23 protein-coding genes are annotated in these 22,562 nt (G+C 60.5%); 11 read left to right on the top strand and 12 right to left on the bottom strand.

Annotated elements, in window-relative coordinates:
- Positions 1-30: 30 nt before the first annotated feature.
- Entirely contained in the window at positions 31-990 is a 960-nt protein-coding gene (locus DA915_RS11095; RefSeq protein ID WP_060725261.1) for a helix-turn-helix domain-containing protein, read from the top strand.
- Between the two features lie 173 nt (positions 991-1,163).
- A complete protein-coding gene (gene adh, locus DA915_RS11090) occupies positions 1,164-2,681 on the top strand; it encodes an aldehyde dehydrogenase (protein ID WP_060727437.1) in 1,518 nt (505 codons plus the stop codon).
- Positions 2,682-2,821: 140 nt separating this feature from the next.
- Here adh and DA915_RS11085 read toward each other — a convergent pair whose 3' ends face one another.
- Positions 2,822-5,086, bottom strand: a complete 2,265-nt coding sequence (locus tag DA915_RS11085; protein ID WP_060725150.1) for a methyl-accepting chemotaxis protein — start codon at positions 5,084-5,086, stop codon at positions 2,822-2,824.
- Positions 5,087-5,275: 189 nt separating this feature from the next.
- Between DA915_RS11085 and DA915_RS11080 the strand changes: the two genes are divergently transcribed.
- The 4 genes from DA915_RS11080 to DA915_RS11065 are packed head-to-tail and all read left to right on the top strand — an operon-like array spanning position 5,276 to position 8,744.
- Positions 5,276-6,115, top strand: a complete 840-nt coding sequence (locus DA915_RS11080; RefSeq protein WP_107675827.1) for a glycosyltransferase family 2 protein — start codon at positions 5,276-5,278, stop codon at positions 6,113-6,115.
- Between the two features lie 20 nt (positions 6,116-6,135).
- Positions 6,136-6,423: a lipid-A-disaccharide synthase N-terminal domain-containing protein gene (locus DA915_RS11075; protein ID WP_020011353.1), complete on the top strand. Its 288-nt coding sequence runs from the start codon at positions 6,136-6,138 to the stop codon at positions 6,421-6,423.
- Positions 6,398-7,906 carry a glycosyltransferase family 39 protein gene (locus tag DA915_RS11070; RefSeq protein WP_192886463.1) on the top strand — a complete coding sequence of 503 codons (1,509 nt, stop codon included), beginning with the start codon at positions 6,398-6,400 and terminating at the stop codon, positions 7,904-7,906. Before DA915_RS11075 ends, DA915_RS11070 begins: the two co-directional genes overlap by 26 nt.
- Positions 7,896-8,744, top strand: a complete 849-nt coding sequence (locus DA915_RS11065) for a phosphatase PAP2 family protein (RefSeq protein WP_060725148.1) — start codon at positions 7,896-7,898, stop codon at positions 8,742-8,744. The genes DA915_RS11070 and DA915_RS11065 overlap by 11 nt, the downstream gene beginning before the upstream one ends.
- 233 nt (positions 8,745-8,977) lie before the next feature.
- Here DA915_RS11065 and DA915_RS11060 read toward each other — a convergent pair whose 3' ends face one another.
- The 6 genes from DA915_RS11060 to lgt form a co-directional block, all read right to left on the bottom strand.
- Complete coding sequence (locus DA915_RS11060; protein WP_003522877.1) at positions 8,978-9,910, bottom strand: ribose-phosphate pyrophosphokinase; 933 nt, start codon at positions 9,908-9,910, stop codon at positions 8,978-8,980.
- Positions 9,911-10,130: 220 nt separating this feature from the next.
- Complete coding sequence (locus DA915_RS11055; protein WP_107675826.1) at positions 10,131-10,880, bottom strand: hypothetical protein; 750 nt, start codon at positions 10,878-10,880, stop codon at positions 10,131-10,133.
- An 89-nt stretch (positions 10,881-10,969) separates the two neighbouring features.
- Positions 10,970-12,121, bottom strand: coding sequence for a Xaa-Pro peptidase family protein (locus DA915_RS11050; protein ID WP_107675825.1), 1,152 nt, complete (start codon positions 12,119-12,121; stop codon positions 10,970-10,972).
- Between the two features lies 1 nt (position 12,122).
- Positions 12,123-12,917, bottom strand: coding sequence for a peptidoglycan editing factor PgeF (pgeF, locus tag DA915_RS11045; protein ID WP_004430337.1), 795 nt, complete (start codon positions 12,915-12,917; stop codon positions 12,123-12,125).
- 151 nt (positions 12,918-13,068) lie between these two features.
- The gene (locus DA915_RS11040) at positions 13,069-14,169 is read right to left on the bottom strand and encodes a class I SAM-dependent methyltransferase (protein ID WP_107675824.1); all 1,101 of its coding nucleotides are present in this window, start codon (positions 14,167-14,169) and stop codon (positions 13,069-13,071) included.
- Between the two features lie 15 nt (positions 14,170-14,184).
- A complete protein-coding gene (gene lgt, locus DA915_RS11035) occupies positions 14,185-14,997 on the bottom strand; it encodes a prolipoprotein diacylglyceryl transferase (RefSeq protein ID WP_162687105.1) in 813 nt (270 codons plus the stop codon).
- Between the two features lie 310 nt (positions 14,998-15,307).
- Between lgt and DA915_RS11025 the strand changes: the two genes are divergently transcribed.
- From DA915_RS11025 to DA915_RS11010, 4 genes are all read left to right on the top strand, one after another.
- Positions 15,308-15,571, top strand: a complete 264-nt coding sequence (locus DA915_RS11025) for an accessory factor UbiK family protein (protein WP_003522871.1) — start codon at positions 15,308-15,310, stop codon at positions 15,569-15,571.
- Between the two features lie 427 nt (positions 15,572-15,998).
- On the top strand, positions 15,999-16,499 hold the full coding sequence (locus DA915_RS11020) for a YbjN domain-containing protein (protein WP_003522870.1): 501 nt from the start codon (positions 15,999-16,001) through the stop codon (positions 16,497-16,499).
- Position 16,500: 1 nt separating this feature from the next.
- Positions 16,501-17,319, top strand: coding sequence for a pyrroline-5-carboxylate reductase (gene proC / locus DA915_RS11015; RefSeq protein WP_107675822.1), 819 nt, complete (start codon positions 16,501-16,503; stop codon positions 17,317-17,319).
- Between the two features lie 11 nt (positions 17,320-17,330).
- Positions 17,331-17,672, top strand: a complete 342-nt coding sequence (locus DA915_RS11010) for a tRNA-binding protein (protein ID WP_107675821.1) — start codon at positions 17,331-17,333, stop codon at positions 17,670-17,672.
- A 14-nt stretch (positions 17,673-17,686) separates the two neighbouring features.
- Here the strand turns inward: DA915_RS11010 and DA915_RS11005 are convergent, their stop codons facing one another.
- The 4 genes from DA915_RS11005 to DA915_RS10985 form a co-directional block, all read right to left on the bottom strand.
- A complete protein-coding gene (locus DA915_RS11005) occupies positions 17,687-19,066 on the bottom strand; it encodes an ATP-binding protein (protein WP_087744670.1) in 1,380 nt (459 codons plus the stop codon).
- A gap of 31 nt (positions 19,067-19,097) precedes the next feature.
- Positions 19,098-19,811: a response regulator gene (locus DA915_RS11000; protein ID WP_020011341.1), complete on the bottom strand. Its 714-nt coding sequence runs from the start codon at positions 19,809-19,811 to the stop codon at positions 19,098-19,100.
- Between the two features lie 2 nt (positions 19,812-19,813).
- Positions 19,814-20,341 (bottom strand): MarR family winged helix-turn-helix transcriptional regulator, encoded by a 528-nt coding sequence (locus DA915_RS10995; RefSeq protein ID WP_060725260.1) that lies wholly within the window; start codon positions 20,339-20,341, stop codon positions 19,814-19,816.
- A 214-nt stretch (positions 20,342-20,555) separates the two neighbouring features.
- Positions 20,556-21,155 (bottom strand): DUF1236 domain-containing protein, encoded by a 600-nt coding sequence (locus DA915_RS10985; RefSeq protein ID WP_004430356.1) that lies wholly within the window; start codon positions 21,153-21,155, stop codon positions 20,556-20,558.
- Between the two features lie 233 nt (positions 21,156-21,388).
- Between DA915_RS10985 and DA915_RS10980 the strand changes: the two genes are divergently transcribed.
- Positions 21,389-22,033: an MBL fold metallo-hydrolase gene (locus tag DA915_RS10980; protein ID WP_107675820.1), complete on the top strand. Its 645-nt coding sequence runs from the start codon at positions 21,389-21,391 to the stop codon at positions 22,031-22,033.
- Between the two features lie 86 nt (positions 22,034-22,119).
- Here DA915_RS10980 and DA915_RS10975 read toward each other — a convergent pair whose 3' ends face one another.
- A complete protein-coding gene (locus DA915_RS10975; RefSeq protein WP_003494703.1) occupies positions 22,120-22,335 on the bottom strand; it encodes a cold-shock protein in 216 nt (71 codons plus the stop codon).
- Between the last annotated feature and the right edge of the window lie 227 nt (positions 22,336-22,562).

Below are 22,562 nucleotides of genomic sequence, written 5' to 3'. Positions count from 1 at the left end.
ACCATCGTCGAAAAGCTTTGGGAGGAGCGTATGCCGACAGACATCGCCCATGCGGAACGCGTGTATGAAACCGCGCGCCACCGTTCCGCCGCCGCAAGTTCTCCGATTGTCGCCTCCTGGCGTCGTTGCATGGTCAAACATCATCTTGCACCGGAGGAAAACCGCAAGCCGATCTTTCTCAGCGAGTATGAATTCCGCCGCGCCCGTGAAAGTGCGGCCGGCCTGATTGCCGAAAGCACGGATGAACTTGACCGCATTTTCCAAAGTGTCGGCAAATCCGGCTGCTGCCTGCTTTTGACCGATGCGCAGGGTGTTGCGCTGGAAAGACGCGGTGCGGCCGGCGATGACCGAGAGTTCCGAGCGCTTGGTCTCTGGTCCGGCGCTGTCTGGAGTGAGGCGAGCGTGGGTACCAATGGTATCGGCACGGCGCTCGTCGATGAGCGTTCGGTGGTGGTTTATCGCGACCAGCATTTCTTCACGTCGAATACCGAACTCTGCTGCACCACGGCGCCCATTCGTGACCATACCGGCCGGGTGACGGGCGCACTCGATATTTCCACCTGCCGCGATGATATCAACGAGATGACCTTCTCCTTCGTCACCCAGGCGGTGAAGGATGCGGCGCAGCGCATCGAGGGTAATCTTTTCCGTCGCGCCTTTCCGGGCGCGCGCATCGTTGTGGTGCCGAGTGGTTTTGGCGCGGCGCTTTCTTTGCTTGCGGTGGATCAGGACGATCTTGTGCTGGGTGCAACCCGCGCCGCACGCCTTGCGCTGAAGCTCGATGATACCCTGATCGCGCAGGGCCTGCCCGCTGCGGATATTCTGCAGGAGCAGCGCCACGACAGCGGTTCCGACCTTGCGGAAGCGGAACGCTCGGCGCTTCGGCGTGTGTTGTCTCGCACCAACGGCAACGTCACGCAGGCCGCCTCGCTGCTCGGCATCAGCCGCGCCACGCTTCATCGCAAGATGAAGAAATTCGACGTGCATTAAGGTCCAAGCGGTTGCGATCCGGCCAATCATGCCGGATCGAAGCGCCTTTGTCGCAGATGTGAGACAATGTGCGCTGCGGAACAGCGCCGCCCCTCTACCGAACAGCGCCATCTAGGCTCACCTTTCTCCCATGCGGTCCGTCGCGGATCGTTTTCATCAGGGAGGATGAAATCATGAATATTCAGGTTCAGCAGAAAGCGGGCGAAGCGCCCTTCAAGCTGAAATATGGCAATTACATCGGCGGCAAATGGGTGGAGCCGAAATCCGGCCGCTACATGGATAATCTTTCGCCGGTCACGGGCCACAAGATCTGCGAAGTTCCCCGCTCGGATGCCTCTGACATCGAGTTCGCGCTCGACGCAGCACACAAGGCCCGCGACAAATGGGGCAAGACCAGCGTAACGGAACGCTCCAACATCCTGCTCAGGATCGCCCAGCGTATCGAGGACAATCTCGATCTCATCGCGCGGGCCGAAACCTGGGATAACGGCAAGCCGCTGCGCGAGACGACCAATGCGGATATTCCGCTGACGATCGACCATTTCCGTTATTTCGCGGGCTGCATCCGTGCACAGGAAGGCACGATCGGCGAAATCGACAATGACACGGTCGCCTATCACTTCCATGAACCGCTCGGTGTCGTCGGCCAGATCATTCCGTGGAACTTCCCGATCCTGATGGCCGCGTGGAAACTTGCGCCGGCGCTTGCCGCCGGCAATTGCGTGGTGCTGAAGCCGGCCGAACAGACGCCGGCCTCCATTCTTGTCGTGATGGAACTGATCGAAGATCTGTTGCCGCCCGGCGTCCTCAACATCGTCAACGGCACGGGCCTTGAAGCCGGAAAGCCGCTGGCGCAGAGCAACCGCATCGCCAAGATCGCGTTTACCGGCTCCACCTCGGTCGGTAAGGAAATCATGCGTTATGCGGCCGACAACGTCACCAACATCACGCTGGAACTGGGCGGCAAGTCGCCGAACATCTTCTTTGCCGATGTGATGAACGAGGACGATGCCTTCCTCGACAAGGCGCTCGAAGGTTTCGCTTTCTTCGCGCTTAACCAGGGTGAGGTCTGCACATGCCCCTCACGCGCGCTGGTTCATGAATCGATCTATGACCGCTTCATGGAAAAGGCGATCAAACGCGTGCAGGCCATCAGCCAGGACGATCCGCTCAATCCGTCGACCATGCTGGGCGCGCAGGCGTCGCAGGAACAGTTCGACAAGATCATGAGCTATCTGGAGATCGGCAAGAAGGAAGGCGCCAAGGTTCTGACCGGCGGCGACCGCAAGACGCTCACGGGTGATCTGAAGGACGGTTATTACATTCAGCCGACCGTCTTTGAAGGCAACAACAAGATGCGGATTTTCCAGGAGGAAATCTTCGGTCCCGTTGTCTCCGTCACCACCTTCAAGACGGTGGAAGAAGCGCTCGAAATCGCCAATGACACGGTTTACGGTCTGGGCGCGGGCGTGTGGAGCCGCGATACGAACATTGCCTACCGGGCCGGCCGGGGCATCGAGGCGGGCCGTGTGTGGACCAATTGCTATCACGTCTATCCGGCTGGTGCCGCCTTCGGCGGTTACAAGCAGTCGGGCATCGGTCGCGAGACCCACAAGATGATGCTCGATCACTACCAGCAGACCAAGAACCTGCTCGTGTCCTATAGCCCGAACAAGGTCGGCTTCTTCTGAGTTCCTCCCCGGAAGCCGGCGACGGATCATCGCGATCAAGCCGGCGTGTTCCCAGGGGCTTCGGCCCCTGGGAGCCCGGATCGGGTTTTCAGGCAAAATAAAAGGCCGGAGGTTTTGCCTCCGGCCTTTTTCGTTGCGGCTTATGCCGCGTAACGCTGGTCCCGCTGCCGTATGGCGGCGACGGAGAATTGCCCCACCTGTTCCGTCAGGCCGTCCGCCTCGCTGGATAGCGAGAAGGCTGCGGCGGTCGTTTCCTCCACCATGGCCGCATTCTGTTGCGTCACATGGTCGAGTTCGTTGACGGAGGCATTGATTTCGCTGAGGCGGCCGGACTGTTCGCGCGATGCGGTGGCGATTTCACCGATCTGGTCATTGACCGACTGGATGCGCTTCTGGATCTGTTCCAGGCTTTCACCGGTCTTCAGCACCAGCGCCACGCCGCTTTCCACATCGCCCGCAGAGGTGGCGATCAGCGTCGTGATGTCACGGGCGGCGGCTGCCGATTTCTGGGCCAGTTCACGAACTTCCTGCGCCACAACGGCAAAGCCCTTTCCGGCTTCGCCGGCGCGCGCGGCTTCCACGCCGGCATTCAGCGCCAGCAGATTGGTCTGGAAGGCGATCTGGTCGATGACGTCGATGATCTGGCGGATCTTGGCCGACGAGGTCTCGATGCGTTCCATCGCGACGATCGCTTCTTTCACGACAGCCGTGGATTTATGGGCGTCCTGCATCGTGCCCGCCGTCGCCTCGACGGCGACATTGCAGCGCGACAAGGACACATTGACAGCCTGCGTCATGTCTCCCAGTGCGGCGGCCGCTTCCTCAAGGGCTGCGGCCTGGCGTTCCGTGCGCCGCGACAGGTCTTCCGATGCGCTTTTCAGTTCGCCGGAGCCAGAGCGGATGGCGTTTGCGCTTTCGCCAATATTGGAGATCGTCGCTTCCAGGCCCGCCATGGAGTTGTTGAAGTCGACGCGCAGATGATCGAGCGACGGCACAAAGGATTTCTCGATGCGAAGATCGAGCCTGCCGGCCGCAAGATTGGCAAGGCCGGTGGCAAGGGCATCGACGGCTTCTTCCAGCTCCCTGGCGCTTCTTGCCTTTTCCATCTCCCGCTGGGCGCGTTCCTCGTCCAGTTCCTCGCCTTTGCGATGGGCTTCTGTTTCCATGCGCTGCTTGTCCAGAATGCCCTGGCGGAAGGATTCCAGCGCGCGCGCCATGGTGCCGATCTCATCGCCGCGCGAAACGGCCTTGATCTCGATATTGTTCTCGCCGCCGTTCAGCCGCTCCATCAGCCCGGCAAGGCCGGTCAGCGGTTTGGTGAGACCAGCGGAAACGAAAATGCCGATCAGCGTCATGATCGCAAGCACGGCCAGTGTCGCAAGCGTCGCCCAGAAGGCGAGATCGTTGGCGGCGGCGAGAACCTTGCTCTCCTGCTGACCGATGGCCAGAAGATGTTTCTGTCCGAAGACGGAGACCGGGCGATAGGCATAGAAGATGTTGCCCGCAGGTGTCTGCGCCATCACCGTTCCGGCGTCGTTTGCGTTGGAAAGAGCCGCGAGGCTTTCGGAAACGGCGGCATCCGCGCCGCCCGAAAGAACGCCAGCCCGTCGTTTGCCGTCGGCGTTGAGAAGAACGGCGTCATCGATGGTCTTGCCGGTTTCCTCAGGCGTCACGACCGCACCGATGCGATCGGCGGCGATGCGCATGATGACGGCGCCCTTGCGCTGCAGCTGGCCCCAGTTGGAGACGGCGAGCGGCATGCCGATCATGGCCGAATCATTTTCCCCGCCGCTGAAACCGGTGGTGCTGACGACACCGTCCTTGCCGGCCTCGATGCGGTCGAACAGCTCCTTGATCGCGGCGTTCTGTGGTTCCGTCACGCTGGTCAGGAAGTTTTTCCCCTTGGTCACGGTGTAGATAATGAGACCGCTCTTGTCGATCACATAGATGTCGCTGACGCGGGTGTTGCGCCAGACGCTGGCGATGGTGGAGTTGATGGTGGCATGGCGAATGGCGTAAAGCAGTCGCAGACCTTCACCGTTGAAGGAGGCGCGCTCCTCCTCGGAGACGCCTTCGCGGCGGAACGCCTGGAGGATCGCATCCCTTTCCGTCGGCACGACCGTGGTCATCGTCTCCAGCGCCTGCGCGACCGCGGCATTTTGCGACAGTTCGGAAATGCTCTGTTCGACACGCAAAGTATAGGCGTCAAGCTGTTTGGATTGGTTGCTTGCAACCGTTTCGAGCCTGATTTCGCTGGCGTCGATCAGGCCCGACTTGCCCATTTCGTAGGACAACAACCCCACGGACAGGCATGAAACCAGCGTAGCGCCCGTGACGAGCGCGGCAAATTTGGCTTTTATCGACAATGATTTAGCTTTTACAGCAGTCGGATTCCCACCCGGCATCCTGTTTCCTCCCCCAAAAAAACGTGAGCGCACGGTGACAAAAATTGCTTACGGCCGCGTTAAAAGCACTGCGAATTGTACGATTATTTCCCGCATACCGTGAAAAAATAACCGGCCGCCACTGAGGCGTTTCCCGTAATAAAACTGCAATAGAACGGGCGCATATCGGGTGAAGTTCAACGGCTGTTCATGTTCATGCAAGCTTTTCGCGCTCCTTCTCTCGCCACTATCAATGATGTCTGCGGACTGAATGCAGACGGATATGACGGAGCCAGCGTGAGACCGAGGCCGGATTTCGCCGTTGTCGTGCCGATGCACAATGAGGAAGCGAGCGTCGAAACGCTCGTGGCGGAGATCGTTGCTGCCTGCCAGCCGGTTGGCGCCTTCGAGATCGTGGTGGTGGACGACGCATCTGCCGACGGCACGGTCCAGGCGGTGCTTGCGCTCGGTGACCGTTATCCGATGTTGCGGCTCGTCCGGCATGACCGCCAGGGCGGGCAATCGGCGGCGATCCACAGTGGCGTGCAGGCGGCGCGTGCGCCTGTTATCTGCATGCTTGATGGAGACGGGCAAAACCCGCCGGACAATCTGCCGGCACTTCTTGCGCCGCTTCTGTCCGCCAGCGCCTCGAGCCGGCTCGGCCTCGTCGCCGGCCAGCGTGTCGGCCGGCGTGATACGCTTGGAAAACGCCTTTCCTCCCGCTTCGCCAACGGGCTTCGGGCGCGGATATTGAAGGATGGCACGCGCGATACAGGCTGCGGTCTCAAGGCCTTCCGCCGCGACGCCTATCTCGCCTTGCCCTATTTCGATCATCACCACCGCTATTTTCCGGCGCTGTTCAGTCGCGACGGCTGGCAGGTCGCCCATGTCGATGTCACGCACCGGGCGCGGCTGCATGGAAATTCCCATTACACCAATATCGGCCGCGCGCTTGTCGGCATCCACGATCTGATCGGTGTCGCCTGGCTGTTGCGCCGGCGCAAGCGGTCAAGCTGGGCTGAAACTTTCAAAACGGAGACATTGCCGTGAATGCACCGGCTTTATGGTCCATGCTGCATGTGAACAGCTGGAAGGAATTTCTGTGGGTCTGCACCGGCTTCATGGGCCAGATGCTGTTTACCATGCGTTTTCTGGTTCAATGGATTTCCTCGGAACGGGCCAACCGCTCGGTCATTCCCGTGGCCTTCTGGTATTTTTCCGTTATCGGCGGTCTGGTGCTTTTGTCCTACGCCATCTGGCGGCGCGATCCGGTCTTTATCATCGGGCAGGCCTCCGGCCTTTTCATCTATGCCCGAAATCTCTGGTTGATTCATGCAGAACGCCGCCAGCATGCATGAGGCGGCGACGATGCCTTATGCGCAGGCAGGCGATGAGCGCCGATGGCTGACATTTGCGTTTTCAGCGATTGTCCTCGTAACCGCCCTGCGCGTCCTTGGTCTGGCCTTCAACCGCACCGACCTTTTTGTCGATGAGGCGCAATATTGGCTCTGGGGCCGCGAGATGGCGCTCGGCGCCTATTCCAAGCCGCCGCTGATCGGTTGGCTCATTCGCGCGGCAACCATTCTGGGCGGCGGCGAGGGCACTTTTCAGGTGCGGCTGGCCGCACCCGTGGTGCATGGCGTGGCGGCGGCGGCGATCCTTGTGCTGGGCCGTATGATCTATGATGTCACGCTGGGCTCGCTGGCTGCGGTGATCTATCTGACCTTGCCGGCCGTGACGCTCGGCAGCCTGCTGATCTCGACCGATACGCCGATGATGCTGTTCATCGTGCTGTCGATGATCTCGGTGCGGAAGCTTGCGCTCGCCCGTAGCGAGGGCAGGGCGGCGTTTGGCGGGAGCATCGCTCTCGGTCTCTGCTTCGGCCTCGGGCTGATGTCGAAATATGCGATGATCTATTTTCTGCCCTGTTTCATTGCAGCCGGCTGGCTTTGCGAGGCATGGCGCATCCGGCTGCGTGACGCGGCGATTGCCGCACTGGTCTGCGTTGCCGTCATCGCGCCCAATCTGTGGTGGAACGCTGCGCATGATTTCATGACCGCACGCCACACGGCCGACAATGCGAACTGGCATGGCGTCCAGCTGAAGATCGGCTCCGCGCTGGAGTTCTTCTTCTCGCAGGCGGGCGTGGTCGGACCATTCGTTTTCGCTGGCATGATCGTCGCGACAATCCGCGCCAGGACCGGTGAAGCCCGGGCGCTGGTCGCGCTTTCGGTGCCGATCGTTCTGCTGATCACCGCGCAGGGTTTGATGTCGCGGGCGCTCGCCAACTGGGCGGTCGGAGCCTATGCGGCCGGCGTGCTTCTGGCGGTGCCGGTGCTGGCGTCGCGGCGCTGGCTCACCGTGTCCACCCTCGTGCTTGGTGGCATCGTGGCCGTCGTGCTGCCGCTGATGACCATTGCCGGAACGCAATTGCGCCTGCCGAAAGGTGAACTGGCGATGGCGCGGTATCTCGGGCGCGCCGAGCTGGTGTCGACCGGCCTGTCACGGGCGCGTGAGGCGGGGGCGGATGCCATCGTCGCCAATGATCGTTCGATACTGGCCGAGCTTTTTTATCAATTGCGGGACGAAAAACAGGTGCTGACGCGGGCATTGCCCGAAACCGGCGTGCCCTCCAGTCACTATGCGCTTCTTTATCCGCTGAAAGCTGGCGAGGCGAAAAATCCCCTGTTCCTGGCAAGCGCGGATGGCCTGCCGGCCTGCCTTGTCGGCGAAGCGCCGGTTGCGCGCTGGACCGCCGGGCCGGGTTTCCTCGAGGGCAGGGAAATCGGCCTCTGGCGCCTGCTACCGAAATGCATGCCGGAGGGCAGCAATGGACAATGATCTTTCGCATATGCGGATCACGATCTGGCTGACACTCGCCACATTGGCGATCGTCATCCTGTTTGCGACTTTTCCCTCCATCGATCTCAGGTTCTCCGCGCTGTTTTTCTCTCCCGTCGAGCAGCCATGGTCCGGCCGGGAACCGTTTCCCGAATGGCTGCGGGATACGCTGCGTGAAGGTACGGAGCTTGCCACTCTTCTGGTTTTCGTGATCCTTGTCGGCAATCTGCGGCTGGGTACTCTACAGAGAACCGGATGGCGCGTCTGGGCCTTCCTGTGCGGGCCCGTGATCCTCTGTGCCGGTCTTTTCGTCAATGGCGTGCTGAAGGCGACCATCGGTCGCGCCCGCCCGTTCAGCGTTACCGAGTTCGGCGGGCAGCAGCTTTTCACGCCGCCTTTCCAGTTCAGCACGCAATGTTATTCAAACTGCTCGTTTTCCTCAGGTGAAACCGCCCTGATCGCCAGTTTCTTCCTGCCGCTCTGCGTGCTCGTCTGGCCCCGGCTGCAATGGCCCGGACGGTTCATGATGGGAAGCATTGCCGTCGGTATGATCATCCTCATGTCCGGTTTGCGCATTGCTGCCGGTGGGCATTTCCTCAGCGATGTGGTGATGTCCATCCTCTTTTCCGCCCTGACGACCCTGTTTCTCTACCGGGTACTGGCGGTAAACCGACACCGTCACCTGTTCACCGGTGACGCCGTCTCGGCCGATACGGTCAGCATCTGGCGTAACGGTCGCCATGCCGTCCTGACCCGGGTTCGGCGCTGGTGGCCGAAAATCAAGGCCGCCGCCTCCCGTCTGCAACGGCCCCCGGATGCGGGTGCGGCCTCGTCTTAAGCGGAAGGTCGGGGCGCTGCATCAATGCGATGAATGGCGAAGAACGCCAGACACTCCTGCATCATCCTCGGGCTTGTCTCGAGAATCTGCAATCTAATGATTTTAGTCAAGATGATTGAAGCTTCGGCGCAGGGCCTAGGATGACGCCGAGAGAATGTCAGCCCCATCGGCAGCCTGCCCGGAAATTAAACCGGGCAGCAGTTGGCAGCGCTAAGGGCGATTGGCGAAGTTCTTTAGTCGAACAGGCCGGAAACCGACTGTTCCTGTGCAGTGCGGTTGATTGCCTCGCCGAGCAGGCCTGCGGTGCTGACCACGCGGATATTATGCGCGGACTGGACACCGGTGGTCGGCTGGATGCTGTCGGTGATGACGAGTTCGCGCAGCTTCGAGGAAGCCACACGCGCAACCGCGCCGCCGGAAAGCACGCCGTGGGTGATATAGGCGGTGACGCTGGTCGCGCCCTTTTTCAGCAGGGCTTCCGCAGCGTTACAGAGCGTGCCGCCGGAATCGACGATATCGTCGATGAGGATGCAGTCCTTGCCGGAGACATCGCCGATGACGTTCATGACTTCGGATTCGCCCGGACGGTCACGGCGCTTGTCAACGATGGCCAGAAGACAGTCGAGACGTTTGGCGAGTGCGCGGGCGCGGACCACGCCGCCGACATCTGGTGAAACGACCATGACATTGTTGGTGTCGTAATGGTCCTTCACGTCGCGGGCGAGAATTGGTGCTGCGAAGAGATTGTCGGTGGGGATATCGAAGAAGCCCTGAATCTGGCCGGCATGAAGATCGAGGGTGAGAACGCGGTCGGCGCCGGCTTCGGTAATCAGATTGGCAACGAGCTTGGCGGAAATCGGGGTGCGGGGCCCGGCCTTGCGGTCCTGGCGGGCGTAACCGAAATAGGGTAGCACCGCCGTGATGCGCTTGGCCGAGGAGCGGCGCATGGCATCGATCATGATGAGAAGTTCCATCAGGTGATCATTTGCCGGGAAAGAGGTGGACTGGACGATAAAAACGTCCTCACCACGCACATTTTCGCTGATTTCTACGAATATTTCCTGGTCAGCAAACCGCTTTACAGTGGCATTTCCGAGAGGAACATTAAGATACTTGCAGATCGCTTCGGCAAGGTGCCGGTTCGAATTGCCTGCGAAAACCTTCATTGCGGCCGCCTGTTTCCATGCCATCGCCTTGCGCCACGGGGCTCAATCCACCGTAACCAAGCGTCGTTCAAGGGGAGGAACATCCGGCTGAAAAGCCTTTGCCGGATACGCCTTGTTGCCATGCGCGCCTTAATAGCGCTGTTGCTTCCGATTGCAAGAGGACTCCGCGCTTTCGCAATGATTTTCGTGAAATCTCTGTGACTTCTCCCGTCGATTCACCTCATCCGCGTTGAGATTGCTTCCATGACGAATAATCGTTGAGTGTTTTTGCAGCGATATCCTGCATGACCCTGTCGGTCACGGCGGCCCATGGATCGCTGCCTTTTGCCGCCACCGCCTCCTGTCCCTGCAGGCGATGCAGCCGCACGCCATTGGCGTCGAGAATGTCCCAGACGTAAACGATATTGACCTTGCCGCCATCGGCAAAGGCGGAGAAATATCCCTTCAGGATATTTTCGGCCGAATTGTCGTTTGAGGCGCGGATGGTCAACCCCTTCGCCCGCGCTTCGGCCCCGAGCTGACGCGATAGCGGCGTCACCGCCTGAACGGGTGCGCCGATGATGGGCAGGAAGCGGATCGAGTTTGCCGAGGAGGCGGGCGCAAGTGACGCCGTCTGCTGCGAGGGGGCGGATTGCGCGGTTGCGGCGGGCTGGGCTGCGGTCTGGTTCTGGCGAAGCGGTTCGCCATACTGGCTGCCATTGGACAGCGCCTGTGCCTGCGCCTGCAACGAGTTTTGCGGTGCATAGGCGGGAACGGATGTCGCGGTTGCCGGGGTGCCGGTGGGGGCGCGGTCGGCGGCGGCCGCCATCTGATCGAGATCGCCCTGCGTTACCGGCGTCGATTGCGAAGCGTTATGGCCGACATCCACCTGCGGTGTCAGCGCTTCCGTCGTGTTGCAGCCTGACAGGGCCAGGACAAGCGCTGGAACAATGACGGCCAGACAAAGGGGGGGAAACCCCGTCCGGCTCATGCGATTTTCCCTCTCATGTTCCGCTCCTTCTTGCCCAAGGTGGCGCAATGTAAGGGCGGTTTTCCCGCTCTGTCAAACCCGGTGGCGATTTAAGCTGTGAGAAGATCGAGGTTGTGTCGCGAGAGTGGCTCCGGCGCGCCGTCGGTGGTCAGATAGGTCTGGCCAAGTGTCATGGCCGTGCCGGAATCGGAATCCATCACGATCATATGCACGAACAGCGTCATGTCGGCGGTGATTTCCTGCGGATTGCCGGCGTGGAACATCTGATGCTCCATCCAGGAGGGCGAGAAACGCGCACCCAGCGAATAACCGCAGGAGTTCAGCCGGTGGCGGGTCAATCCTCGTTCGTCCATGACGCGGGCATGGACGTCGAAGACATCGCCAAAAGTCTTGCCGGGGTGGAGCACTTCTTCGATGGCGGTGAGGTTTTGCAAGCAGGCGCTGTTAAGCTCCTTCTGGCGGAAATCCTGTTCGCCGATCACCACCGTGCGCATCATGGCGGCATGGTAATGGGCGCTGACACCAGCCCATTCGAGCGTCAGCTGATCCTTGTCATCGAGCCTGCGACGGCCTGCCTTGTAACGGCACAGCAGCGCATCCGCGCCGGAGCCGATGATGAATTCATTGGCGGGATAATCGCCGCCGCCAGCCAGCACCGCGCCCTGCATCGCCGCCAGGATCGCGGCTTCGTCCGCGCCGGGCTTGATCAGCGGTAAAGCCGCGTCCAGCGCATCGTCGGCCAGTTGGCCTGCCTTGCGCGCATAGGCGATCTCGGCGGGGCTTTTGACGAGCCTGAGCGTGCTGACGAGATAGGAGGCGTCGCTCATCTGGCAGAAGCTGGCGAACTGGTTGTCCAGTAGCCGGGCGACACGGCCGGTCATGCCATGGGTGTCGTACTCCACCCCGATCTTTGCGCCGAGCAGGTCGAGATCGCTCAGCAGGTTCTTCAGGTCGAGTGTCGGGTCGGCATTTGGCCGATCGACCCAGATGAGGATATTTTCGACGATGGAGGTATTGCGGGCCTGCCGCAGATCCGCTGAACGGGTCAGCAGCGTCATGGAGCCGTCCGACTTGACCACCAGCGTCTGGAAAAAGCAGTAGCCGAAAGTGTCATAGCCGGTCAGCCAATACATGCTTTCCTGCGCGAAAAGCAGCAGCGCGTCCAGCTTCTCTTCGGCCATTTTCGCGAGCAGCCGCTCGCGACGGGCATCGAATTCCGAAAGCTCGAAATGCAGGGCCATATCAGTCCTCCAGAATTGCGATTGCGGAAATCTGCCGGCCATAATCGGGTTCGGCGCGGTGGGTCGTACGGCGATAGGAATAGAACCGCTCTTCGTCCGGATAAGTGCAGAGGCCGAGATTTTCCGCCTTCACGCCGGCGTTGGTCAGGCGGTCGATGGTGAATTGCTTGAGGTCGAACAGGGCGTGGCCCTGTTTCTCCGTCTCGGCGAAATAATCCGCATAGGCCGGATCGATATCGGTGAAGCGCGCCACATATTCCGGCCCGACCTCATAATTGCTCTGGCTGATGGAAGGCCCGAGCGAGGCAGCGATGCGCTCGCGGCTGGCGCCGAGCTTCGTCATGGTCTCGATGGTATTTTCAAGCACGCCGAAGAGCGCGCCCTTCCAGCCGGCATGGGCGGCACCCACGACACCCGCTTCCACGTCGGCAAACAGGATCGGGCCGCAATCGGCGCTCAGCACGCCCAGCACGAAACCCGGCGTTGCCGTCACCATGGCGTCCGCCTGCGGGCGGCTGCCGTCATAGGTGTCATCGACCACGAGGACATCGGGGGAATGGACCTGATGCACGGTGGCGAGGCGGCCTGAGGGCAGGCCGAACCATTGCGTCACGCGCCGGCGGTTTTCCTGCACCTTTTCGGGTTCATCCTGGGAGCCGAGGCCGACATTGAGGCCCTGATAAAGCCCTTCCGAGACGCCGCCCTGCCGTGTGAAGAAACCGTGGCGGACACGGTTTTCACCTGACGCGGCGAGCAGGGGGGACTGGAGCGGGAGCGGCAGCGTTGCGTTCTGCATGGTGCGGGAGTTCCTTGGAGAATATCGCTGTTGGCCAGTGAGCTACGGTTAAGCGAGATGTTTCCGGTTGCCGCGGCGTTGCGCGGCGCGTGTGATGCAGTGTGCCTGCTTCGTGTGTCGCAGCGATGTTGGCCCAGAGGTTATTGCGCTGTCAATCCACCGCGCGAAACGGCAGAAGATGAAGCGCGGGACTTGAAACGGCGATGACCTTGAAAAGTTCCCCCATCTTGCCGGCGCCTTCACCGGCGAGGCGATTGACCGCTTCGGCAATTTCAAGCGTCTGGTCGGGCGTCGCCTTCGCCGCAAGCGCGCCTGCTCTTTCCTTGAGGCCGAGGCCATACAGAAAATCGCCCTGTCGCAGCGCGCCGTTGACATGCACGCCGGTCGCTTCGGCTGTTTTCACAAGGCTTTCGAAATCGACATGGCTGGTGAGATCGGCTTCGCCGGGATGTGCAAGCGCCGGGTCGAAGGCGTGGTTGCGCATGGCCTGCAGCGTATCGCCATAACCGGCGACCAGATGGCCGTAATCAATGGCGAGCGCCGTGCCGCCATGGGCGGACAGGCGCTGGCAGATTGCGGTCATCACGGCTTCGCGGGCCGGTGCAATCTCGAATATGGCGCCGAGCGGCTGCTGTTCGGGCTGCGGCGGCAGCAGGGACGGGTCTATGCTGGCAAGACCCGTCGAGAAGACGAGTTCGTCATTGGCATCGAGGCTGACCACGCGCTCGCGGAAACCCTGCGGCGTCCTGACGAATTGCCGGATCGGAATGGCATCAAAGAGTTCGTTGGCGACAAGCAGCAGGAAACCATCCGGCACATCGTCGAAACTGTCATGCCATGTCAGCCTGTCCGCATGTTCGGCCAGCGTTTCCTTCTGGATGGTGGAAAGGCGGGGGCTGGTTTCGACCAGATGCACTCGCATCGTCTCATAAAGCGGCGGCGCGATGCGGCGGACGACGCGCAGCATATCCGACATCATGGTGCCGCGGCCGGGGCCGATTTCCACCAGCTGCGTTTGTGCGGGCGCACCATGCCGCTGCCAGGCATGGACCACGAAGACCCCGAGCATTTCGCCGAAAAGCTGGCTGACCTCTGGCGCGGTGATGAAATCACCCGAACGGCCGAAGGGTTCGCGGCTCTTGTAATAACCGTGTTCAGGATCGGCGAGGCAGAGCGAAAAGTAGTCGGTAACGCTGAGCGGACCGTTGAGCCGGATAAGTGATTTGATACGTTGCGCAAGCGGTGTCGTCATGGGCAATCATACCGCTTAGGCGCTTTTTGTCGCGCTGCGCGCCCGCAGGACCGCCCAGAGGCCGAGAGCGAACATCGGGGTGGAGAGCACCATGCCCATTGTCAGCCAGTTGCCGGCGAGATAACCGATCTGGGCGTCTGGCTCGCGGAAAAATTCCACGAAGATGCGTGACAGCGCGTAACCGCAGACGAAGATGCCGGTGACGGTGCCGGGCGTCTTCAGCGCCCTGAAGGCGTAGATGGCGATTGCCAGGATGATGACGAGCACGAGCCCTTCAAGGCCCGCTTCATAAAGCTGGCTCGGGTGCCGCGCAAAGGGGCCGCCCGTCGGGAACACGACCGCCCATGGCACGTCGGCAATACGTCCCCACAATTCACCATTGATGAAATTGGCGATGCGCCCGAACAGCAGGCCGATGGGCGCGACGGCGGCGACGACGTCGAACATGCTCCAGACCGGAATACCGTTCTTGCGGGCGAAGAGGATCATGGCGATCGTCGTGCCGATCAGGCCGCCATGGAACGACATGCCGCCGTTCCAGATCTCGATCGCCCTGATGGGGTTGGCGGCCACGGCTGCCATATCGTAAAACAGGATGTAACCGATGCGCCCGCCGAGTACGATGCCGCCGGCTGCCCAGAGGATGAAATCATCAAGATGCTGCGCCGAGACGGGCGACACATCGTTCGGCCACAGGCGATCCGTGCGGGCGAGGCGGCGGGCGTAAAACCAGCCGAGCATGATGCCGGCAACATAGGCAATGCCGTACCAGTGGATCGAGAGCGGGCCGAGGGACAGCGCCACCGGATCGATATTGGGGAAGGGCATGATGGCGAGTTGGGTGGGAGCGGCTAACAATCCGTATATTCCGTCATCGTTGCTGGGCGGACAACGGAACGATCCATTGCCTCAAGAGGGGCCGGGCGATGATGCTCACCGGTCTCCCTGACGCCAAGGAAAATGGCGATTGCGGTGGCGGCGGTCAAGGTGATTCTTCAAGCTGCTGCTTAAGATACCGAAGGCCACGCAAGCTCTTGCGATTTTTCGATTTCGCTTGCAAGGCGGCGGTGGAGTGCCTACCTGAAGACTATCAACAGCGGGCAAGACGATGCCCCTGAACCGACGAAGGACAAGCGCCATGAGCACGACAGGCACCAATCGTTTTCTGGATGAATTCGCCAAGCTGATGACCGACGCGGCCGGCGCGGCGCAGGGCGTGCGCAAGGAAGCCGAAGCGGCTTTTCATGCCCAGGCGGATCGCTGGCTGAACAGTCTGGACGTTGTCCGCCGCGAGGAATTCGATGCGGTTCGCGAAATGGCCATTCAGGCGCGTGATGAAAACGACGCGCTGCGCGCCCGTATCGAGGCTCTGGAAGCGAAGCTTTCCGCCGCCAAGGACTGATTTTTAGCGCCTTTTCTGACGGGTCCCGGATCGCTTGCGATTCCGGGACTTTTTATTTGCGGCTCATAGCGCCCGAAATGACTCCCGGTTGTTAAAAAACGGGCCTCGGACGCGAATTTTTTGGGCCTGTGGACACTTCCAAAAAACGCAGTCGGCAGAGTCGCTTATGTATCTCGCCTGAGGTGATGGGGGAGAAGATATCCACTGTTCAAAAAGCAAAAATGGCGGGGAAGGGGTGGCAGCAGGACTCGGCCATTATACACTGATTTTAAATGATGATTCGAAAAGACCTGGTAAGCTCCAGACAGGGTGAATGCGTAATTCTGGTGGTGTCGGGCAATCGTCTCAAATGTTTATCCCGGTTTGTATGTGCGTTTTGTGCCCGGCGTTCAAAACAGGACATCCCTACCGGCTGAGAAGGTGCCGCATGAGTCTGATAGAATTTGAAATTGAGCGTCAGTCCAATCCCGTGGACATGATCGAAATTGTCGCTGCCTCGAACGACTGGTCGTTCGAGCGTTCCGGCGAAGACGAGATCGCCATGACTGTCGCTGGTCACTGGGCGGACTATCACGTCTCCTTTTCATGGATGGAGGAGTTCGAGGCGCTGCATCTGGCCTGCGCCTTCGATATCAAGGTGCCGGACCAGCGCGTCAACGAAGTCATTCGTCTGCTCTCGCAGGTCAATGGTCAGGTGCTGATGGGTCATTTCGATCTGTGGCGGCAGGAAGACGTGGTGATCTTCCGCCAGTCCCTGCTTCTGGCCGGCGGCGCCGAACCGAACAACCAGCAGGTTGAAGTGCTGCTTTCCAGCGCGCTTGAGGCCTGCGAGCAATATTACCAGGCATTCCAGTTCGTCGTCTGGTCGGGGCTGGATGCGAAAAGTGCAATCGAAGCGGTCATGTTCGAGACCGTCGGGGAAGCGTAACATGGTGTACAAGGCTTCCGGGCCGCTCGTCCTCGTTGGCGCCGGCAATATGGGCGGCGCCATGCTTTCAGGCTGGCTGAAAAAGGGTGTGCCGGGATCGCAGGTCATCGTCATCGACCCGCGCCCTTCCGACGCCATGCGCACGACGATTGCGGAAGCCGGCGCCACCCATGCCGAAAGCGTGCCTGGGGGCGTGAAGGCCGGCATTCTTTTCGTGGCGGTGAAACCGCAGATGATGGAAGCCGTGCTGCCGTCGCTGAAGCCTCTGCTCGGCCCGGAAACGGTTGTGGTCTCCATCGCGGCTGGCACCACCATTGCCACCTTCGTTTCGCATTTCGGTGCGGTTGCCGCCGTGCGGGCCATGCCCAATACGCCGGCCATGGTCGGCCGCGGCGTAACGGGGGCCTATGCCAACGAACTGGTGACGCCCGAGCTTAAAGCCGTGGTGGACGGATTGCTGAAGGTCAGCGGTCCGGTCGAATGGGTGGATGCCGAAAGCGATATCGATGCGGTGACTGCGGTTTCGGGTAGCGGCCCTGCCTATGTCTTTTATCTCGTGGAATGCATGGCCGAGGCCGGGCGCAAGGCCGGTCTACCGGCGGATGTAGCCATGCGTCTGGCGCGTGAAACCGTGGCCGGCGCCGGCGAACTCCTGCACCAGTCTTCCGACGAGGCTGCGCGCCTGCGCCAGAATGTTACCTCGCCGGGCGGCACCACGGCTGCGGCGCTGTCCGTGCTGATGGCCGAGGACGGCATGCAGCCCCTGTTCGACAGGGCGGTCGCTGCCGCGAAAATGCGCGCCGAAGAGCTGGCGGGCTGAAGGGGCGAGCCATGAGCGGTGAAATTTCCTATGCCTATTTCGAGAAGGTCGATATCCGCGTCGGCACCATTGTCGAAGCAGAACCTTTTCCCGAAGCGCGCAAGCCGGCCTTCAAGGTAAAGATCGATTTCGGGCCGGACATCGGCATCAGGAAATCCTCGGCGCAGATCACGGTGCATTATACGCCGGAAAGTCTTGTCGGGCGGCAGGTTCTTGGTGTGGTGAATTTTCCGCCGCGCCAGATCGGCCCTTTCCGGTCCGAAGTCCTGACACTCGGTTTTGCCGATGCCAATGGCGATATCGTTCTGGCCGCGGTTGAGCGGCCGGTGCCGAACGGCGAGAAGATGTGCTGACCGGCGCTATGCCGCTAAGCCGGAATTTTCACGATTACCCGCAATCCGCCCATCGGGCTTTCATCCAGAGATACGTCGCCGCCATGGCTGCGGGCGATGTCGCGAACGATGGAGAGGCCAAGGCCCGTGCCCGAGGCGTTGAGGTTGCGCGCCTCGTCCAGCCGGAAGAACGGCTTGAACACATCCTCGCGTGAGATTTCCGGAATGCCGGGGCCATCATCGTCAAACGTCATGATGATGGAGCGTGGCGCCTTGCGGATATCGACGTGGAGGTTGCTGGCGTAGCGCCGCGCATTTTCGGCGAGATTGGCGACGAGCCGTGAAAGCGCATTTGGCCGCGCGATGATCCGCTCGATATTATAGAGTTCGTAGCTGAATTTCTTGCCGTGCAGCTCGAAATCATGGCCGATTTTTTCGAGAAGGGCTGGAAGTTCCAGCGTGCCGACATCCTCTTCGACATCGGTGCGGGCAAAGGTCAGATAGGCCTCCAGCATCGACTGCATGTCCTCGACATCCTTGTCGAGCCCCTCGAGATCGGGATTGTCGCCGGCGAGCGCCAGTTGCAGCTTGAAGCGGGTGAGGATGGTGCGCAGGTCATGGCTGACGCCGTTCAGCATGGCGGTGCGTTGCTCCATCTGCCGCTCGATACGCTCGCGCATCAATATGAAGGCGAGGCCCGCACGCCGCACTTCGTCCGCGCCGCGCGGGGAATAGGCGGTGATCTTCTGGCCTCTGCCAAAGTTCTCGGCCGCCTTGGCAAGCGCTTCGATGGGCTTGATCTGGCCGCGCAGAAACAGAATGGAGATGGCGATCAGCACCAGCGATGCACCCACCATCCAGACAAGGAAGATATGAGTGTTGGAGGCATAGGCCGCGCTGCGGCTGGTAAAGACGCGCAGGGTCTTGTCTTCCAGCTGGACGCGGATTTCGACCAGCGAGCCGTTACCATAGGTATCGATCCAGAACGGCCGGCCGATCTGCTGGGTTAGTTGATCTGCCAGAATCCTGTCGAGGATGGAAAACAGCGGCTCAGGTCTCGGAGCAGGCAGATCCGCCTTCGGTTCGATATAGACGCTCAGAGCCAGCTTGTCGCGGGCGATGCGGATGACGCGCTGATAGTCATCTTCCTCGGGGTCCGTCTGCAGAAGCTCGATGATTGCGGCGATATCGCGCGTCACGGCGGAGGAGAGGCGTTCGGTCACCAACTGCCAATGGCGTTCCATGAAGACCGCCGCGACCACGCCCTGAAGCAGTATCATCGGCAGGATGATGATGAGCAGGGATCGCGTGTAAAGGCCGGTGGGCAGCCAGTGGCGCAACCATCTACCGGAAAGGCGCCAGGCCTTGGCCACGCCGCTTTTTTTGACCGTGCTCAGAAAATCGAGGCTCGCCATGGCCGTGCGTTCGCCTTTCCTTTGGTGCTCGTCAGTCCACGCTCAGGCGATAACCGATGCCGCGCACCGTTTGCAGATAGACAGGATTGGCAGGGTCGTCCTCGATCTTGCGGCGAAGACGGTTGATCTGCACGTCGATGGTTCTTTCACCCACTTCCGATTCCGCTTCCACCAGTTCGTGGCGTGGAATGGTGTCGCCGGCGCGCAGTGCAAAAAGCAGCATGATTTCCTGTTCGCGATCCGTCAGGCGGATCGTTTCGGGGCCGCGCCGCAATTCCTTCTTCGGAATGGAGAAGCTGTAGGGACCAAACATGATCTGTTCGATCTTGGGCGTATCTGGCGAGGTGTTGCGCCGCAGGATGTTGTTGATACGCAGGACGAGTTCGCGCGGATCGAAGGGCTTGGCGAGATAGTCGTCCGCGCCCGCTTCCAGCCCGGCAATGCGCGAATCCGCCTCCGAACGGGCGGTCAGAAGGATGACCGGCACGGATTTGTCCTCGTTCAGCGAGCGGGTCAGCGAAAGCCCGTTTTCGCCCGGCATCATCACGTCGAGGATGAGCAGATCGAAGCGGATGCCTATCATTTTACGCCGTGCTTCGGCCGCATCGGCTGCCACGGAGATGCGGTAACCCTTGTCGCCAAGGAAGCGCTGCAGGAGATCGCGAATGCGGGCGTCGTCGTCGACGATCAGGAGATGGGCCGCATCGTCATCCGCTGGCGGTCGTTTTGTCGGAGCTTGCGCCATCGTCACTCGCCTTCCACGTTTGTCGGGCTGCGCATCTGCGCCAGGAATTTGCGCACGCAGGCACGGGCGTCAGGCCCGAGCCCTTCCAGCGCCCGGTCGATGCGGCGCGATTGCGGCTCGCTCAGCGCCAGCGCCAGTTCGCGGCCCGTCAGCGTCGGATAAAGCCTGCGCTGGCGACGGTCTTCCGGGCCTGCCATCTGACGGATGTAACCGTCGTCGATCAGTTGCTTGAGCACGCGGGCAAGGCTCTGCTTGGTGATCTGCAACGTGTCGAGCAAATCCGCCACCGTCATGCCCGGCTGCCGGCTGACGAAATAGACCACCCGATGATGCGCCCGGCCATATTCCAGCTTCGACAGAATGACATCGGGATCGGAGACGAAATCGCGATAGGCGAAAAACAGCGCCTCGATCGTATCGAAGTCGATCTTGCCGTCGTCCACCTTCGGAAGTGCCGGTGTCTGTCTGGCGGCTGCGGTTTTGAGCGATTGCGGTGGCACTGCGGTTCCTTCATATTCTGCGGCTGACATACGTCGATGCGCCAATATTCTGTAAACATAGCCGAAAATGCGTCCGCTCGGGAGAATGCCGCGATCATTTTCTGTTGCGGTGGATAATATGCTGCGGGTGCGGGTGCAACTGGAATCCTGAGTGGCCTTTACCGGAAATAGAAAAGAGCGCGGAAAGCCCACGCTCTTCATTTGTTTCATGTCGCCCGATGGGCGATTTGCCCGGCAGAAACCTCTACTGATAAACGTAGACGATCCGCCGCGTCGAAGGTTCGACGAGAACCGGCACATCGTTCACCCGGACATAACGATACTGGTAGTCGGGGATTTCGACGAGACGTGTATCTGACGGCAATACACTACCGACAGCTATGTCGCCGTCATAAGTGACGGTATCCGCTGGATGCTCGTCAATATAGGTCATCACCGATTGCGGCGGGTCCACCTCGCCAACGCGACCGAGGTTTGGATCGCCGGGATTGGGTTCGGCCTGTACGCTCGAGGTCTTTTCATAGGTGACCACCGGCACGCTGAGGTCCGAGCGGCGCTGTTCGAGAATGACGGGAGAGCCCTCATACATGACATTCAGATAATCCGCATGAGCCCAGCCGCGCAGACCGTTGACTTCGATGCGGCACCAGCTGCTGCCTTCCATGCAGCCATCCAGAACCGCATTGCTGCCGCGGGTGGCCAGCCCCACTTCGGGATAGTCTTCACCGGGGCCCGAGCGAACGGAAATATCCGATGCTGTCGTGGCGACCATGGCGGCGTTCGCGTAACCAGCCATCAGGGCGAAGGCGCCGCCAGCCATGAGCATTTTAAGCGTCTTGTCCATGTGTCTCACTCCTTTTCAAGACTGGAGCTAGAACGTCGCAGCCATCAGGGCGTTCCACATTTTTCGCCGGCAATTCCCGCCATATGCGGAGGACTTCTTGTTATCATGCTGTATTTCATGGTTATTTTTAGAATGGGTGGGTCGCTGAAAGCGGGTGTCATTTCCGCCGCCATTGTGCCGCAGGCGGTCGCGGGCTATAGGAGGCGCAACCTTTCAGACAGGAGATGCAGGATATGGGAAAGTTGCAGGCGGGCATTATTCCGGTCACGCCATTCGAGCAGAATTGCACCATCCTGTTCGATCAGGACACCAAGGAGGGCGTCGTCGTTGATCCCGGCGGGGATGTGGACGTCATTCTTCAGGTCGTTGCTGAAAACGGCATCACGCTCAAGGAAATATGGCTGACGCACGGGCATCTCGACCATGCCGGCGGCGCCGACGAACTGCGCGAGAAGCTCTCTTTGCCAGTCATCGGGCCGCATGAGGACGACCGGCCGCTGCTCGAGAGGATCGAGGTGCAGGCCGAAAAATACGGTATCAGCGGTTTGAAGAATGTCGTGCCCGACAGATGGCTGAAGGATGGCGACAAGGTATCCTTCGGAGACCACGTCTTCGAGGTCTATCATTGCCCGGGCCACGCACCCGGCCATGTCATTTACTACAACCGCGACCAGCAATTCGCCCATGTCGGCGACGTCTTGTTTTCGGGATCGGTTGGGCGCACGGACCTGCCGGGCGGAAACCACGAACAATTGATGGCGTCCATTCGCGACAAGCTGCTGCCGCTCGGCGATGATGTCGGCTTCATCTGCGGCCATGGCCCCGGTGGGCGGCTGGGCGAAGAGCGGCGTAACAATCCCTATCTCAAGGGTATCTGAGGTCCCGGCGATTTACGCCTATGGACGGCACAAAAAAACCCGGCATTCCTGCCGGGCTTCAACTAGAAAAGAAAGCCGTTTTAGGGTCAGCCAGCAATCTGCAGATTGACTGCCTTCGGGCCCTTGCCGCGACGATCCGGTTCCGTGTCGAAGCTCACTTTCTGATTTTCTGAAAGTCCGGACAGGCCGGAAGCCTGTACAGCAGAGATGTGAACAAAGATATCAGCGCCACCATTGTCTGGCTTGATGAAGCCGAAGCCTTTGTCTGTATTGAAGAATTTTACGGTGCCAGTTTCGGCCATGCATCAGGTCCTTTTCGCTCTGCCCGCGTTCAGCTACAGGCAGCATTACAGTTTTGCCCCGCGTGGGCGTTGGCAGGCAGTTTTTGACTATTGAGAAAATGGACCTTCGCAGCGGGAAGTAATGGCGTTCTCATCCAACGTTTTTCGTCCCACCGCCCGAGGTTTATAGCGTCCCCAGTGCGCAAATTTATAGGCCTTCCCATGCTCGCAAATTGCCCGAACCGCGG

Source organism: Agrobacterium sp. LAD9, assembly GCF_003031125.1.
GTDB classification, from domain to species: Bacteria; Pseudomonadota; Alphaproteobacteria; order Rhizobiales; family Rhizobiaceae; genus Agrobacterium; species Agrobacterium radiobacter.
This window is presented reverse-complemented; position numbering and strand designations above follow the sequence as displayed.